Below are 15,695 nucleotides of genomic sequence, written 5' to 3'. Positions count from 1 at the left end.
CCAATTCATTTGTTATAACGATTGTATTCCTGAATAAAGGGCATATTCCAGTCGCGCATATCCAAGACCGAGCCATTAAACGCCATGAAGTCAGCTTTCATTTGCGGAATATTATAAAAATGAATATCGCTGGCATCGCTAGCCAAGGTGTGTTGCCTTTTCACAGCGGAAATCTCAGCAATGGATTGGTCATGGGTTTTAACAAAAGCACGGTTAGCACGCAGATAGCGGCCATTAAAATGTGCCTTACCACATAACTCCACATCCAGTCTATCTGCAACTCCCGCCAGCTGCATGAAAGAATTACCTTTTGCGCGGACAACCAATAATTTTGTTTTAATCCAATACAAACTCATCCAGGCATCATCATCTATGTTAAGGGAGGCAAGGTTAGCCACACCTACCAATTGCACTTTTGGCTTGCCTGCTATATGGAGGCGTAAACCGGGACTATGAATCCCGGTAACTTGCACGAGTCCTGAACCTTTAACATCCAGGGTTCGTAAGGAAATATCACCGCCTAACGTGGTTTTTCCCTTATTATCAATAGACACATCGAGTAAACTTGAGTGCAATCGCGTACCGGTGATAGTACCAATGCCTTGATAACGAAATGAATTTAAGAAATGACCACGAATTTCAGCGTTGATGCCACCATGATGTGGGTAACCTTCCCCTACTTTTATGAATAACGTATTGTTTTTAACAAACGTATGTACTTCCGCCAAATCACGTGGATCACCACGCAAAATCACCGCAGGACGGGCATACCCCGTATGCAGGCTCACATTCATGATGCCCTTAATTCGAATACTGGTAAATTTCCCGGCAGGACGATGCTGTGTAACTGCAGGCAAGGGACGGTCTTCGACTTTAACTACTGAGGCAGGTGGAACAGTGCGTGTGCAACCGATGAGAAAAATAACGCTGAAACATAAAAATTGTCTGACCATATCTGTTCCTGTGGCAAATGTCATGAAGACTAGGAAGAGCCTTTGTTAACTATTCGCATAAAAATACATTGCTTCTACCTTATTAGAAGTTCATGCAACGTGCAACCATGTTTATAAGAACAAATATGGGGTAAAGGTGCAATCTTATCCAAATGCATTTCCATTTAAGGCATCTATAACTAAACTCATGCATCCATGACCAAAGTTACTTTAGTCATGGTATTTTTGTATGCGGAAAATATGCAATTATTGCAGGCCGGAGTAATTTACAATTTGATGAAAAGAAGCAGCTCTATTGAAGCCATGTGTGGGCTAGCCATTTACAATTGAGCTCTAATATTAGCAATACAAGGGTTATGGCTTTCCACCAGAAACTTGATGAAGCAGCGGAGCATATGGGCAGCATGGAAGTTAGTTTAACCTCAGTGAAGATACGGCCAAAAAATTTACTGATCTGGAAACAGCTGTTGCAACTTATATTGAAAGTGCGCAAGGACAGTTAAAGAAATTGCCAATGAATGTGAGCGTGTTCTAGAAAGTTATGCAAACGATATGCAAAAAGGACCCGAGAAATTTGCCGAGACTTTTCAGAAACATTGGGATAACTTGAAAAAGGATGACAGCCATGCTGGAATAAAATTTTTCACAGCGGTTGCCAATATTCTTAAGAATTTTTTTCACCCACCCTGAAACAGGATGCCAATGTGGGCAATACTTGCGAGCCGCAGCATAATGATAACGATTCGTTAAAAATGACTAACTAAAATCCGCCGCATTTCACCAGGGTGCTTGACCCTACGCAAAATACAGCGGCACGGCGATTAAACCGCGGTAACTTCTTCCGCTTGTAACCCTTTTGGCCCTTTGGTTACCAGGAATTGAACGCGTTGACCTTCTCTCAGCGTTTTGCGGCCATTATTATCGTCAACAATTGAGCGGAAATGCACGAATACATCATCTTGACCATTATCACGGCTAATAAAACCGTAGCCTTTATCATCATTAAACCACTTAACGTGGCCAGTTTCTTTAACAGACATGTCTATTTTTCCAAATTAAATTAAAAACACACTTGTGCAATGCAAAAGCCACAGCATCAACGCATGCGGGAAACGCGGTATATTTCGCTGCTTTAAACTTCAAAGGGAGGGAAATCACGAAAGGCAAGGTTTTAACCGGGCAAACAAATACAACAAGTATGTTTAGTATAACCCAAAGCGGCACAAATTGCGAGGATATTGCTTAAAACGTTATCTTTTATGTGTGTTTAAGGCTAGAGGACAAGTTTTCATATGCTTGTCGCCTAAATGTTCTGCTAATTTTTGCAAAGCTTGTTCATTATTTTTATAAAAATGATGAGCGCCTAAAACATGATATAAGCCACCTCGCCTCAAAACAGCCAATACAGGCTGACGGACACGGGTAAACCAGAGTTCGATGCCACCTTCTTCCAGCCGTTCACTCACACTTTGCAATGTCTGCAGCCCGCTGGCATCCAGTTTGTTCATGCTAACGCAATCCAAAATGATGTAGCGTAGTTTTTGTTTTTCAGAAATTAGCTTTAAAATTTTATCTTCAAAATAGGCAGCATTAGCAAAATAAAGAGAACCGTTAAAACGCAGCAAGCTAATGAGATAACAAGTTTTTTCACTATGCTCTTCCCCTACTTCAACCAACTCACCCTCTGCATTACGGGTCAATTCAGTAAATCTAGGCCGCATGGTTTCGTATAAATAAGCGCCCAAAGCTAATAAAGTTCCCAGCAGTACGGCATGAGCCAATCTGGGCGCTAAAACCAGGGTAAGCAGAAACGTTGCGACTGCTACCATACCTTCGTAACGGCTAACTCTCCAAATACGCAACATTTCTTTAATATCGAGCAAGCCCAAGGCACCCACCATGATCACAGCAGCCAACGTTGCATACGGCAGATAATAAAAAAGCGGGGTGAGCCATAACAACACGATCATCACCACCAAGCCAGCCACTATTGAAGCAAATCCGGTGCGTGCCCCCGAATAAAAATTAACCGCGGTGCGCGTAAACCCTCCGGAAACAGGCATGGATTGAAAAAAACTGCCTATGCATTTAGCCAATCCTTGTCCGAATAACTCTTGGTTAATATCGATGCGTTGACGGCTCTCGGTAGCGATGCGTTTGGCGATAGTAATGGCTTCGGTAAACCCAACCAGCGCAATCACCAGAGCTGACATGAACAAGCGCGAGACAATATCCCAATCAAAATCGATGGGTTTGAAGGAAGGCAAACCTTGCGGAATAGTACCGATTACAGCTCCCCCTGATTGCAGCTTGATTTTGTTATCCAAAGATAAATGCGCAATGCGCCACTCATGCGGATCAACGTCGCCAATGGGGGTCATTTGCTCCTCCACATAAAAAACGACTTGCTTATCCCGGGTCAACAAACGGCGAAAGCGCAAGCGGTTTAATTCTCCTACTTCATAATTATGGCGTGCTATCAAACGTTCCAACTGCCATTGCGCCTGGCTGGCTTCATTAATAGCGCTATCTGTTTCTTCTGCATCCTTACCGGCTGTCTTGATGGTTGTATCCACCACGTCTTGAGTTTTATCCACTTTTTCCAGTTGCAATTTTATTTCTCGTGGAAACTTGTGATAATTATCCAACATCTGTTGTACGGGTAAATTTAAGATTTGATTTGTGCGCACGGTTTCTACTTTTTCGTAACCAATTAACCAAGCCACTATGGTGGTTATGACCACGGCCATGATGGTGTGCGGCCAGTTAGGCCACAAACGCCGACCGCCCAAAATGATAATGAATGCCAAAACCGCTATGCCTACGGTCGGCCAATGAGTATTGACTGCGGCATCTTCCAGCACTTGCCATACGGTTTGATAGTAACGTGGGGCAGTAACTGCATAAACACCAAATAAATTTCCAAGCTGCATGCTGGCAATAATGATGGCCACTGCGTTTATAAACCCTAAAATCACCGGGTAGGAAATAAAATTAACGACGATTCCAAAACGCAATAAACTTAATGCCAGTTGAATGGCGCCCGCTAGAAAAGCCAGTAATAATACATATTGTAAATACTCTGGCGTATCAGCTGCTGCCAAAGGCTGCAAGGCCACTGCCGTTAGCAAGGAAGCTACCGGAACAGGCCCTGTGGATAAACTGCGTGAGGAACCAAATAATGCGGCGACCATCGGAGGAATAAATGCTGCATACAATCCCATATGAACCGGAAGACCTGCCAAATGAGCATAAGCCATTGCTTGTGGGATAAGGAGCATGGCGACAGTCAGCCCTGCGATTAAATCAGCACGAACCGTGGCCCAATATTTCAATTCCGGGAGCCACTCCAGAAAAGGGAAGAAAGGTTTTAATGTATTTTGCCAATGGGTTAAGTAAGCTTTCAAAGCTTGCATCGATCATCCTGTTAAGCAAATGGCTCCCTGGTTAGCACATTAGGTATTGCGCAATATAAACACTAATAAAGCAATAAACCCTATCAAGATCAAGGCTAATAATCCCATGCTGGAAAAACTTTTGGATAAGTTATCCCTGCTGAATAACTCAGGACGGCCTTTTACGGTGCGGTATAATATCCACATGATGAATCCGGCCGCGGCAATGGCTAATATTTGATAAAATGTTTGCATAGCTTATCCTTAATTTTCACAATCATGCCTAATCAACGCAACACGCTAATGAACAATGGCCATCAATATTACTTACTTGTTCGCCTCAAATTCAAAAGCGTCCGCGAACAAGTTTTCAGCCTGAGCTCCATGGGTGAGGAGAGCATCACGCGTGCTGTAAACCATATCAAAAGGCCCGCTCATTACAATGTCCCAATGAGCAAGATCTTGCCTATGACGCGTGATAACCCGTGAAGCCAATGTATCCTTGCTGACATCGGATAATAAAGAAAAATATTGAAAATGCTGCACGTGTTTTTGCCATTGCAAAACTTGTTCATCCATATACAAATCACTCTTGGAGCGCGCCCCCCAATACAATTCAAAAGCCCGCTGCTCTCTGGTAATTAATAATTGCTCAATCATGGCCTTTACAGGAGCAAAACCTGTGCCGCCGGCAATGAAAATAACGGGTTTGTCCGCATGCAGCCGATGCACATGGCATTTCCCCAAAGGTAAGCGGATGGTAACCCGGGCATCGCGTTTGATTTGTGCCAGCAAATTATCGACTACTGGATTTTCGCGGCTATGCCGCATGTGTAATTCATATTTGCGCGAACCCAGTGGGGCATTTGCAATGGAATAACTATAAGCTTCATCGCCTACAAGGATTTGTAAATATTGACCGGCCTGATAATCCACGTATTGTTCGGGAATCAAAATGAGTTGGACGATGCTGTCCGTTAGGGGGGAAATACTGTCTACTCGCGCCAGAACGGCTTGTTCACTCATGTTCAAGTCCCAATTGCGGCCAGTAATCACTAACACGCTTAGTGGTGTGCGCATCCATAACAATCGATTTTCCCCATTCCCGTTGCGTTTCTCCTGGCCATTTGCTGGTGGCATCCATACCCATCTTGGAGCCAAGCCCTGCTATTGGAGAGGCAAAATCAAGATAATCAATAGGGGTATTATCAACCATTACGGTATCACGCAATGGATCCATACGCGTGGTGATGGCCCAAATCACATCTTGCCAATTGCGTGCATCGATATCGTCATCGCAAACAATGACGAATTTGGTGTACATGAATTGTCTTAAAAATGACCATACTGCCATCATAATCCGTTTGGCATGGCCGGGGTATTGTTTTTGTATGGTCACAACAGCCAAGCGATAGGAGCATCCCTCCGGCGGCAAATAAAAATCTACAATCTCTGGGAATTGTTTTTGCAGCAAAGGAATAAATACTTCATTCAAAGCCACGCCTAAAATGGCAGGTTCATCGGGGGGCCTGCCTGTATATGTGCTGTGGTAGATTGGATCTTGCCGCTGGGTCATCCGTTCCACGGTAAATACCGGAAACGATTGCACTTCATTGTAATAACCGGTGTGATCGCCAAAAGGACCTTCAGGAGCATCCACTCCTGGCTCTAAATAACCTTCCAAGATAATTTCGGCATTGGCTGGGACATGTAAGTCATTGCCAATACAACGCACCAATTGTGTGCGTTGCCCGCGCAATAATCCTGCGAAGGCATATTCAGATAATGAGTCCGGCACCGGTGTGACCGCAGCCAATAGCGTCGCCGGATCAGCACCTAAAATCACTGCGATGGGAAAACGCTCGCCGGGATATGCTTGCTGCCAGGCTTGATAATCCAAGGCTCCGCCACGATGCGACAACCAACGCATAATCAGCTTGTTTTTTGCCAATAATTGCTGACGATAGATACCCATGTTTTCCCGGGTTTGCTGCGGCCCTTTGGTAGTGACCAGACCCCACGTAATTAAAGGTGCCGCATCTTCCGGCCAACACGTTTGAATAGGGAGTTGCGTCAGATCCACTTCGTCTTTTTCAAATACTTGCGTCTGACAAATAGCACGGCTCACATATTTTGGCGCCATGTTAAGCGCTTGTTTGAGCAAGGGAAGTTTGTTAAATGCATCCTTAAATCCCTTGGGAGGCTCAGGCTCTTTTAAAGCGGCAAGTAATTTCCCTATTTCACGCAATGCCTGGATGGATTCTTCGCCCATACCCAGGGCCACGCGCTCAACAGTACCAAATAAATTGGTCAATACCGGTACATGATAACCTTTGGGATTAGAAAACAGTAACGCAGGTCCTGCGTTTCGCAGGACCTTATCGCTGACGACTGTCATTTCCAAATTGGGCGATACAGGATAATCAATTCGGCGTAAAAGATCGCGTGCTTCTAATTGCGCTATAAAATCGCGAAGATCGCCATATTTCATTGCTGCTTATTCCTGCCGTTTCATGGCTTCAAAAAATTCAGCATTGGTTTTATGGTTTTTCATGCGTTCCAGCAAGAATTCAATTGCGTCGCATTCATCCATGGATTGCAGAATTTTACGCAATATCCAAGTACGGTGCAGCTCTTCCGGGGTAAGTAACAAATCTTCACGGCGCGTGCCCGAACGATTGATGTTAATTGCCGGGAATGTGCGGCGTTCGGCAATATTACGGCTTAAATGAATTTCCATGTTACCGGTGCCTTTGAATTCTTCGTAAATCACTTCATCCATTTTTGAACCGGTATCCACCAGGGCGGTGGCAATAATGGTCAAGCTGCCGCCTTCTTCAATATTACGCGCAGCCCCGTACAAACGCTTCGGACGTTGCAGCGCATTTGCATCCACACCGCCGGTCAATACTTTTCCGGAAGCGGGTACGACCGTGTTATAAGCACGCGCCAATCGCGTAATCGAATCAAGCAATACGACTACATCACGCTTGTGCTCAACCAAACGCTTGGCTTTTTCAATAACCATCTCGGCCACTTGCACATGGCGGTTGGCAGGCTCGTCAAATGTGCTCGCGACGACTTCGCCTTTTACAGAGCGCTGCATCTCTGTAACTTCTTCCGGGCGCTCGTCAATCAGTAAAACAATCAAATAACAATCGGGGTAATTTTTCTCAATTGAGTGCGCAATGTTTTGCAGCATCAATGTTTTTCCGGCTTTTGGAGGAGAGACAATCAAGCCACGCTGACCACGACCAAACGGTGCACACAAGTCAATGACACGAGCCGTCAAATCCTCGGTGCTGCCATTTCCCTGCTCCATGACCAAACGCTCGGTGGCAAATAATGGTGTGAGGTTTTCAAACAAAATCTTGCGCTTGGCACTATCAGGAGTTTCATAGTTGATTTGATCAACTTTCAATAAGGCGAAATAACGCTCATTATCCTTGGGAGGACGAATTTTCCCAGAAACGGTATCACCTGTACGCAACCCAAACCGTCTAATCTGACTGGGAGAAACATAAATGTCGTCGGGTCCGGCCAAATATGAGCCGTCTGAGGAGCGCAAAAATCCGAAACCGTCTGTCAGGACTTCGACAACACCATCGCCGTGAATATCCTCGCCTTTAAGGGCATGCGCCTTTAAAATGGAAAAAATAATATCTTGCGTCCGCATGCGGGAGGTATTTTCCACCCCGAGCTCCTGAGCAATATTAACAAGATCGGCGATAGGTAACTGCTTAAGTTCACTAAAATTCATACTTCTCACTTGGTGTGTTGGTTAAATGAAATGAATAATCCAGGATAGTTTGTAACGAGAGGTCAGCTTATTGAAGAAGCTGATGTCTAATGGTATTGCATATACGAGACCAGTACAAGTATACCACAGTTTTATTAGGCTATCACAAGTTTTTACTAAAAGCTATACATACCTGGAAATTCATCCAGCGCTTGGAAGTTTGAAGCTCCCGTTGCCAATTACCCGCCACGGTTAAAGCGCAGCGGATAACCTGGCCTAACTGGGCATCAAACGTTGCTGTCTACAAACGCGCTCAATTGCGATTTGGAAAGAAGTCCCATTTTTACAGCTTCCACTTGTCCGTTTTTAAATAAAATCAATGTGGGAATGCTCATAACTCCATATTTTGATGGAGCTTGCGGATTTTCATCAATATTGATTTTGGCAAAAGTTACCTTATCACCATGATTTGCAGCCACTTCTTCCAAAATTGGACTGAGCGCACGACAGGGGCCACACCATTCTGCCCAAAAATCCACCAAAACCGGCTTGCCGGCTTTTAATACATCCTGTTCAAAACTGTCATCGGTAACTACTTTTATATGTTCACTCATGAATAAGCCTCTGTGGTTAATATTGTTCTCATTATAGATCACCGCTGACTGCTTGCAATACGCTAAGCGCTGTAATAGCGGCCGTTTCAGTACGCAAGATTCTTGGTCCAAGACGCAGGGAAGAAAATCCATGGCGTTGCGCTGCAGCAATTTCATGTTCATCCAAACCACCCTCAGGACCAATCAGTAAGGCGATGTCTTCCTTAAATTCATATTCCCGCCAGGATTTGGCAGAATCGGGATACAATACCAGCTTCAAAGCGCTTTGGCATTGCTGTACATATTTTTCCAGCGGCTCCGCTTCATAAACTTTAGGGATAACGTTACGCCCGCATTGTTCACAAGCGGCCACAGCAATGGCTTGCCATTGCTGGCGTTTTTTTTGCAGACGCTCCGCATCCAATTTAACGACGCAACGGGCAGTCAACAAGGGGGTAATGCTCGCTACCCCTAACTCTACAGCTTTTTGCACCACAAATTCCATGCGCTCGCCCTTGGAAATTGCCTGTGCCAAATGAATAGCACGCGGTGATTCACGACATTGCCTCTCTGCCGCCATAATGGTAACGGTAACTTTCTTTTTTTGGATGGTTGCGATAAGAGCTGTGAATTCGATGTTATTTCCGGAAAAAAGGGTTAACTTTTCCCCTGCACGCATCCTCAAGACAACCGCTACGTGTTGTGCCGCTTCCGGGGATAATTCAACAACTTGGCCGCACTGATATTGTCCAGGCTGATAAATGCGCACTGTTCTCATTATATTTTCGCCAAAGTTACTTCATTACTTAAATAGTGCTCTCTGGTGTACCAGAAGCCACTTGTGTGCTGATGTTCATTTTTGCAAGATTATAGCAAGAATCTTGTTTACTCTATGCTAAAATTTGAGCTTTATTTTCGTGAGAGCATAAACATGAGCAAAACGCGTATTGAAACCGACAGCATGGGTGAAATAGCAGTCCCTGCCGATAAATATTGGGGCGCGCAAACCGCACGCTCGCTCCATCATTTTAATATCGGCAGCGACATTATGCCCATGGAAGTGATGCATGCATTCGGGATATTAAAAAAAGCAGCAGCCCTTACCAATCTGGAATTGGGGAAATTACCTGCTGACAAAGCCAAACTCATCATTCAGGCTGCAGACGAAGTGAGCAGCGGTAAATTAAACGAACATTTTCCTTTGCATGTATGGCAGACGGGCAGCGGTACGCAATCCAACATGAATGCCAATGAAGTAATTGCCAATCGGGCCATTGAAATAGCTGGCGGCGAAATGGGAAGCAAAACGCCAATCCATCCTAATGATCACGTCAACATGTCGCAATCATCCAACGACACATTCCCAACAGCAATGCATATCGCCGCAGCGTTGGCTTTCAAGAAAAAACTATTGCCTGCGGTACGCTTTCTGCGCGATGGGCTGGCTGCCAAAATGCACGCATTCCATGCCATTGTAAAAATCGGGCGCACGCATTTACAGGATGCCGTGCCTCTCACTCTAGGACAAGAATTTTCAGGTTATGTAGCACAATTGGATGCCTGCATTGCACGTATTGAACACGTGCTGCCAGAACTTTATGAACTGGCTTTGGGAGGTACTGCAGTGGGTACAGGCTTAAATACTCATCCCCAGTTTGCCGAAAAAGCAGCAGCCCATATTGCCAAGCTCACCGCTTTGCCGTTTGTTTCAGCCCCCAACAAATTCGCAGCGCTTGCTTCCCACGAACCATTGGTCATGGCACATAGCGTCTTAAAAACCCTGGCTTGTGCTTTAATGAAAATTGCCAATGATATCCGCTGGTTAGGTTCAGGCCCACGATGCGGCATTGGCGAGCTGATCCTGCCGGAAAATGAGCCGGGTTCCTCGATCATGCCAGGTAAAGTGAATCCCACCCAATCGGAAGCAATGACTATGGTATGCGCGCAAGTCATTGGCAATGATGCCGCGGTTGCCATCGCCGACAGCCAGGGCAATTTCGAATTAAACGTATTTAAACCGGTTATTATTTTTAATGTGTTACATTCTTTGAATCTATTGGCCGACACCTGCCGCTCGTTTCAGGAATTTTGCATCGATGGTTTGCAAGTCAATCAAAACCAAATTGATTACTATTTGCAAAACTCCCTGATGCTGGTTACTGCATTGAACCAACACATCGGCTATGACAAGGCGGCTAAAATCGCAAAAACAGCGCATCAGGAAAATACTTCTTTGCAAGAAGCGGCGGTGAAACTTGGATTCTTGACACCGGAAGAATTCCAGCAATACGTGCGACCTGAAAAAATGATTGCCCCTGAATAATAACTGCTAGCAGCTTGGATTAATGATATTCAAGCTGCTATTTCATTTGCAACACAGATTGTTGTTCAAGCTCTGGTTCAGCCACTTTTTTTCTATCTTCCTGTTTCATTTCCTTTAAAGAAGCTTTCAAGTCAACTTGCGATTGGCGCTCACCATTAATATTGTTTAATCCTTTGGCAGGAGGCGTGTCTTTCCAGGAAAAAGTCGCAGAAGAATTTTTTTGCTCGATGTGCTGCTCTTTTTTAGCTTCCATTTGGGTTAAATTAGCCTCATTTACTCCGGATGTAACCTCTATGGGACGTTCAAATTTTTCTCTTGCGGCTACAGCAGACGGAATATTTAATACTGCAAATTCTTCTTCTTTCGAATGCGACGTAAGCATATCAGTGAACCAATTTTTGATTGCTTGCCACCAGCCCACCGCTTTTTTATCTTGGCGACTATTTAAGCTAATTTCAAAATCATCTAAACCCTGTTCGGTGGAATCATTTGTTTTTTCGGCAATACCGACAAAACCTACCTGGTGAGTTATATCTTCAACCTTCTGATGTTGGTAAGCATAAGCCAACTTGTTCTCCAAAGGAGCCGCTTCCGCCCTGCAGTGACTTAAGTGCTCCTCCAAAACTCTTCTCATACCCACGGATGTGGTATGCTTTATTTGTTCCTCATCATATTCGATTTCTACTCGAAAGCGAGAAAGCTTATTTTCAAGATACTCGATGTACTCAGGGGAAAATTTGGGTGGAAATTGATAGATTTCATTGCTGTCCAAAGCGGTAATAGGAGACTTTTCCTCGCCGATTTGGATAAAATTTTCTTTTAACGTCTCATCAAGCTCTTTAAATTGCTTTATTTTTTGTTCAATTTCCTTACAAAGTTTGGAGGCGCCGAAGAAACCTAGAACTAGCTGCCCAAAATCAAGTTTTTTTCGTAAATCGACAATCTCTTTGGCTAACTCCACTCGTTGTTGTCTGGGGATAGAACTGTGGAAATCCTCCTTATCTGCTTTAATGCAAGCACTTCCATCAGGGTTGATAGAAACGTACATGTTCTCCAGCGGAATAGCCGTATTTTTATTTGAAAGCGCACTGAGTTTTAAGTTTTCATATCCTTCTGCTGCAAAAGCATTGGCCAGTTTTTGTGCATAACTCAATCCATCCTCATCAACAAACCCGACTTCGCAACCAATGCAGCGCATGCGCTGGATATCCGTTTTTTGTAACAAGGCATCACCTGGATCTTTTTCCCTGTTAGCCTTATCAATGGCTGTGCTTAACTCTTCGACAAAAGTTTCTGCGGAAAAACCTTCGGCTCCATATGCTCCTCTATGCGCATGCCCGACTGCTGTCAGATTTGCAATTTCCTCTGAGCTTAAACCGATTAAACAGTCCGCATTGAATAGCCTTATTTCTGCATTGGGTAACTGTTTAGCAAGACTGCGGGCCGCATCCAGGGAGGTCTTATCCGTGCCCATGGCTAAAATGATGTTTCTTGGTAGGTTAGGCATGGCAAAGTTTAATTTATGAACATATTGTTATTATAGTAGCAATTAAACATTATGGTTTTGCGCTATACTCATTAGAAAATTGAGGGGTAAATATGCTTTTATTACTAAGCCCAAGTACAGACAATAAACAAGCAGCGAATAGCCTTGTGCAATTTATTAATACAGAAATAATTTTGGCCGATCAGTTAACGGAAACGAGCTTGAATGATGCCGAGCCGTTGATTTTTGTTGATGTAGATGCTGATGATAAATTTCTAACTTATTTCGAACCGCAAACATTGGCAGCATTGTTACTAAAACATGGCTTGTCCGGAAACACACGCACTCTCATTTTTTTAATCTCTGATGTCAATAAACAAAAAAATTTATATGAATTTACCCACCCCATGCTGCTGCACTTGCACAACTTGTTGCAACAGGAAATCATTGCTTATATTCCCTTTAATCCAAATTATGAATCGATCGTGCTGGCGCCACCTGCAGGAGCACAAAAAAACTGGCGTGTGTATGGTATTCCGGAATGGCAAAAGACTGAATTTGAACAAACCGACATAGCCTTTTTCCTTTCTTTAAAAAATAAGGCCTTACTATGGGAAGGGGAAAATATCTTGCACTGGCTCATGGCTTCGCCCCCAGTTACCATTAAACCGCTTGTCAATGAAAAAGTGATGTTTCGTTTATAGCTTAAATTAACTCGTGTAGATAATGGCTGACTTCTTCCGCCTTATTGGTGAACAAATAACGTAAACCACGATTAAGTTCACGGTACAAGCTAAATTTTGAATTGACAAATCCAACCCCGGCGATTTGCCCCGCTTTATTTAAATTGGCAATCTGGGAATCCTTAAGTAAAAAATAATGCCCCAGCACACCGCCATAACCTTGCCTTAAACTTAAATCACAAAATTGTTTGACATTGTTATGCACAGGAACCAGCAAGAGGCTTTCTTTTGGGAATTGCGTCAATCGCGGCAATAATTCCTTTTCAAGGCTGAGTAAGTGATAATCCGTGCCCGCAGTTAAGGGTGCCAGTGTTTTGGCCAAGGCTGCAAACGCCGTAAATGGGTTTTTAAGTTCAATAAAAAGGTGCATGCGCTTGCCATATCTTGCCACCACTTCCTCTAACGTTGGGATATCAGGAGCCAAAGCACGAAGCTCTGTGCATGTATATTCAGCAATAACACCCTGTTGCCGCCATAGGCGCTGCAGAGTTGGATCATGGTTTACAATGAGGATTTCATCCTTACAAGCATGCACATCCAATTCTATGCCCCAACAGCCCAACTGCAAGGCATGTTCGAAAGCACCATGGGTATTTTCAACCCGCCTTGCATCATACGCACCGCGGTGCGCGATGAGGCGGGCAGCATGCGCTTGTGCTGCCGAGGGTTTCGTCCGCGGCCATAAAGCAAAACACGCATCCAAAGATTTTTCCAACCCGGTAAGAACTGCCATAGCCACCATCCAAAAATAAAAACCATTCTAATCGTCGCCTAATAAAATGCAAAAAATTTATACCTGAATCACGACACTAACTTGCTGCAATATTTTTGCTACAATATGGAAATAACGATTGACACTGCTTATATTCTTGAGTACCTTAGCGGTCGATTGCCGAGGTGGTGGAATTGGTAGACACGCTAGCTTCAGGTGCTAGTGGGGGCAACCCCGTGGAGGTTCGAGTCCTCTTCTCGGTACCATATTGATGAGTTTTAACAGTTCGCAATGATTCAAATCAGTACGTAATACCTTGATTTATATTGCATCATATAGACTTCTTTTTGCAACAACTGGTATTTACCAAGAAGCTTTTCTTGAAATAAATCAGTAATCATTCGGCTATCGTTTAATGATATAGGGCTATTTTGATAGTCACCTAGCCGCCCAACCGTCTTGTCCTAATAAAATAGTATTATTTGCCAGCACTTGTATTCCAGTGGCAGGTAACCAGAATAAAAGATCATTTTCTTTGCTTAAGATTGTTAATGCATTACGGACATCACAAATGGTTCCTTTATAATAATCGTGGTTACCAACAACAAAATAAATCGGCTTTTTAATTTGTTTAGCCATTTCATTCATGAGTTCAACGACACAAGGAGCTTCAGCTATATCTCCACTAATTAAAAGCGCATCGCATTTAGTCGCGGAAATTTCCTCGTAAATTTTTTACGGGACTCAATGTCCAGAAAATTAAGATGTATATCAGTTAACCATGCTAGTTTCATTTATCTACTCATTTCTTAAGCAATAATTTCTTTGATTCTCTCTATCACAGTTTGAACTCGCTGCATTGTGACAGGTCCGTCACTCACATGACCAGGCATGACTGTATAAATGGGTCATTTTCTAATAATTCACTGAATACCAATTGTAAATGCTTCTTTAAATTGCCATTTGAAGCCTGTACCTCTTTCCCAATATCAACACAACCAGCAATCACTGTGATAATGTCTTCAAAATCATGGCTGCCAAGAAAATCATTGTTGCCTCTTGATTTGAATGCTTCAATTTTGGTGGCTAAAAAATATGGGGCAGTAACGGACTTAATGCATAAATCTTCTGTAATTTGATGGCTAATAGCATGGTTAATTGCCTCTTTATACCAATAGTTACCCCAGCCTAAAATTTTTTCATCCGTAGGCATTACATCGAGTATAATCTCATCAAAATGCCAGCGGCAAATCACATCATCATTCATCGAGCGATAAAAGCCTTTTTCTTTTAATTGCTTTTCAAATTTCTGATATTAGACTAAGGAAATGACATCAATAATGCAATCAACATCCAATGTTGACCTGACATCCAATGAGAGAGGTTCAGTTATAAACAGTGCGGTAGTACAGCCACCGAGATAGACTATTTCGTCATTCAGATTACCGAGTTTTCTCGCGACTTTCCAGCATCCTCAGATTCGAAGAAGCTCTATTAACACTTAGATATTTCTAATGAGGAAAAAGCTGATATTTACAATAAAGCATGTTTAAGAAAAAAATAGGAAGGCTACCTAAAAACAATCTTTATAGTGATGCTGAATAATAGGATCAACTCGTTTATAAAAGATAACCAAGGGCAACTTTGGGGATAACCGCAAAAACATAGGTTATTAATATTAATTTAAACAATGGCTTACATGATCAATTAAATAGCCGCCGCCCCATATAACTTCTTGATTTTAAACAAAA

15 protein-coding genes and 1 tRNA gene are annotated in these 15,695 nt (G+C 43.3%); 3 read left to right on the top strand and 13 right to left on the bottom strand.

Going from position 1 to position 15,695, the window contains the following annotated elements; translation table 11 throughout:
- Positions 1-5: 5 nt before the first annotated feature.
- The 9 genes from ELY11_RS06915 to ELY11_RS06875 form a co-directional block, all read right to left on the bottom strand.
- Entirely contained in the window at positions 6-953 is a 948-nt protein-coding gene (locus ELY11_RS06915) for a GIN domain-containing protein (protein WP_126953434.1), read from the bottom strand.
- 821 nt (positions 954-1,774) lie between these two features.
- Positions 1,775-1,993: a cold-shock protein gene (locus ELY11_RS06910; protein ID WP_126953435.1), complete on the bottom strand. Its 219-nt coding sequence runs from the start codon at positions 1,991-1,993 to the stop codon at positions 1,775-1,777.
- 210 nt (positions 1,994-2,203) lie between these two features.
- Positions 2,204-4,369, bottom strand: coding sequence for a SulP family inorganic anion transporter (locus ELY11_RS06905; RefSeq protein ID WP_127032767.1), 2,166 nt, complete (start codon positions 4,367-4,369; stop codon positions 2,204-2,206).
- A gap of 39 nt (positions 4,370-4,408) precedes the next feature.
- The gene (locus ELY11_RS06900) at positions 4,409-4,603 is read right to left on the bottom strand and encodes a hypothetical protein (RefSeq protein ID WP_126953437.1); all 195 of its coding nucleotides are present in this window, start codon (positions 4,601-4,603) and stop codon (positions 4,409-4,411) included.
- 72 nt (positions 4,604-4,675) lie between these two features.
- Positions 4,676-5,374: an NAD(P)H-flavin reductase gene (locus tag ELY11_RS06895; RefSeq protein WP_127032766.1), complete on the bottom strand. Its 699-nt coding sequence runs from the start codon at positions 5,372-5,374 to the stop codon at positions 4,676-4,678.
- Positions 5,367-6,839, bottom strand: coding sequence for a 4-hydroxy-3-polyprenylbenzoate decarboxylase (gene ubiD / locus ELY11_RS06890; RefSeq protein WP_127032765.1), 1,473 nt, complete (start codon positions 6,837-6,839; stop codon positions 5,367-5,369). The genes ELY11_RS06895 and ubiD overlap by 8 nt, the downstream gene beginning before the upstream one ends.
- Before the next feature lie 6 nt (positions 6,840-6,845).
- The gene (gene rho, locus ELY11_RS06885; protein ID WP_126953440.1) at positions 6,846-8,108 is read right to left on the bottom strand and encodes a transcription termination factor Rho; all 1,263 of its coding nucleotides are present in this window, start codon (positions 8,106-8,108) and stop codon (positions 6,846-6,848) included.
- Positions 8,109-8,374: 266 nt separating this feature from the next.
- Positions 8,375-8,701: a thioredoxin TrxA gene (trxA, locus tag ELY11_RS06880; RefSeq protein ID WP_126953441.1), complete on the bottom strand. Its 327-nt coding sequence runs from the start codon at positions 8,699-8,701 to the stop codon at positions 8,375-8,377.
- Positions 8,702-8,732: 31 nt separating this feature from the next.
- The gene (locus tag ELY11_RS06875) at positions 8,733-9,458 is read right to left on the bottom strand and encodes a 16S rRNA (uracil(1498)-N(3))-methyltransferase (protein ID WP_126953442.1); all 726 of its coding nucleotides are present in this window, start codon (positions 9,456-9,458) and stop codon (positions 8,733-8,735) included.
- A gap of 153 nt (positions 9,459-9,611) precedes the next feature.
- Here ELY11_RS06875 and fumC point away from each other — a divergent pair, with 153 nt between their 5' ends.
- Positions 9,612-11,003 carry a class II fumarate hydratase gene (gene fumC / locus ELY11_RS06870; protein WP_127032764.1) on the top strand — a complete coding sequence of 464 codons (1,392 nt, stop codon included), beginning with the start codon at positions 9,612-9,614 and terminating at the stop codon, positions 11,001-11,003.
- Positions 11,004-11,040: 37 nt separating this feature from the next.
- Here fumC and ELY11_RS06865 read toward each other — a convergent pair whose 3' ends face one another.
- Positions 11,041-12,510, bottom strand: a complete 1,470-nt coding sequence (locus tag ELY11_RS06865; protein ID WP_127032763.1) for a hypothetical protein — start codon at positions 12,508-12,510, stop codon at positions 11,041-11,043.
- Between the two features lie 92 nt (positions 12,511-12,602).
- On the opposite strand from ELY11_RS06865, the gene ELY11_RS06860 reads away from it, so the two are divergent.
- Positions 12,603-13,193: a hypothetical protein gene (locus ELY11_RS06860; protein ID WP_127032762.1), complete on the top strand. Its 591-nt coding sequence runs from the start codon at positions 12,603-12,605 to the stop codon at positions 13,191-13,193.
- A gap of 1 nt (position 13,194) precedes the next feature.
- On the opposite strand, the gene ELY11_RS06855 is transcribed toward ELY11_RS06860, so the two are convergent.
- Positions 13,195-13,965: a glycerophosphodiester phosphodiesterase gene (locus ELY11_RS06855; RefSeq protein WP_127032761.1), complete on the bottom strand. Its 771-nt coding sequence runs from the start codon at positions 13,963-13,965 to the stop codon at positions 13,195-13,197.
- A gap of 158 nt (positions 13,966-14,123) precedes the next feature.
- Here ELY11_RS06855 and ELY11_RS06850 point away from each other — a divergent pair.
- A tRNA-Leu gene (locus tag ELY11_RS06850) sits at positions 14,124-14,210 on the top strand.
- Positions 14,211-14,382: 172 nt separating this feature from the next.
- On the opposite strand, the gene ELY11_RS12595 is transcribed toward ELY11_RS06850, so the two are convergent.
- Both ELY11_RS12595 and ELY11_RS12590 read right to left on the bottom strand, forming a co-directional pair.
- Positions 14,383-14,622, bottom strand: a complete 240-nt coding sequence (locus ELY11_RS12595; RefSeq protein WP_233579723.1) for a hypothetical protein — start codon at positions 14,620-14,622, stop codon at positions 14,383-14,385.
- 199 nt (positions 14,623-14,821) lie between these two features.
- Positions 14,822-15,211, bottom strand: coding sequence for a hypothetical protein (locus ELY11_RS12590; protein ID WP_233579721.1), 390 nt, complete (start codon positions 15,209-15,211; stop codon positions 14,822-14,824).
- Positions 15,212-15,695 lie beyond the last annotated feature (484 nt).

Source organism: Legionella septentrionalis (assembly GCF_003989745.1).
GTDB classification, from domain to species: Bacteria; Pseudomonadota; Gammaproteobacteria; order Legionellales; family Legionellaceae; genus Legionella_A; species Legionella_A septentrionalis.
Note: the sequence above shows the minus strand (reverse complement) of the source record. Positions and strands in the feature narration are given on the sequence as shown.

Coding starts and splice junctions, on each gene's coding strand:
- ubiD (WP_127032765.1), bottom strand. CDS start 6,839: ATGAAATATGGCGATCTTCGCGATTTTATAGCGCAATTAGAAGCACGC.
- ELY11_RS06900 (WP_126953437.1), bottom strand. CDS start 4,603: ATGCAAACATTTTATCAAATATTAGCCATTGCCGCGGCCGGATTCATC.
- ELY11_RS06915 (WP_126953434.1), bottom strand. CDS start 953: ATGGTCAGACAATTTTTATGTTTCAGCGTTATTTTTCTCATCGGTTGC.
- ELY11_RS06905 (WP_127032767.1), bottom strand. CDS start 4,369: ATGCAAGCTTTGAAAGCTTACTTAACCCATTGGCAAAATACATTAAAA.
- ELY11_RS06860 (WP_127032762.1), top strand. CDS start 12,603: ATGCTTTTATTACTAAGCCCAAGTACAGACAATAAACAAGCAGCGAAT.
- rho (WP_126953440.1), bottom strand. CDS start 8,108: ATGAATTTTAGTGAACTTAAGCAGTTACCTATCGCCGATCTTGTTAAT.
- ELY11_RS06895 (WP_127032766.1), bottom strand. CDS start 5,374: ATGAGTGAACAAGCCGTTCTGGCGCGAGTAGACAGTATTTCCCCCCTA.
- trxA (WP_126953441.1), bottom strand. CDS start 8,701: ATGAGTGAACATATAAAAGTAGTTACCGATGACAGTTTTGAACAGGAT.
- fumC (WP_127032764.1), top strand. CDS start 9,612: ATGAGCAAAACGCGTATTGAAACCGACAGCATGGGTGAAATAGCAGTC.
- ELY11_RS06910 (WP_126953435.1), bottom strand. CDS start 1,993: ATGTCTGTTAAAGAAACTGGCCACGTTAAGTGGTTTAATGATGATAAA.
- ELY11_RS12590 (WP_233579721.1), bottom strand. CDS start 15,211: ATGAATGATGATGTGATTTGCCGCTGGCATTTTGATGAGATTATACTC.
- ELY11_RS06875 (WP_126953442.1), bottom strand. CDS start 9,458: ATGAGAACAGTGCGCATTTATCAGCCTGGACAATATCAGTGCGGCCAA.
- ELY11_RS06865 (WP_127032763.1), bottom strand. CDS start 12,510: ATGCCTAACCTACCAAGAAACATCATTTTAGCCATGGGCACGGATAAG.
- ELY11_RS06855 (WP_127032761.1), bottom strand. CDS start 13,965: ATGGCAGTTCTTACCGGGTTGGAAAAATCTTTGGATGCGTGTTTTGCT.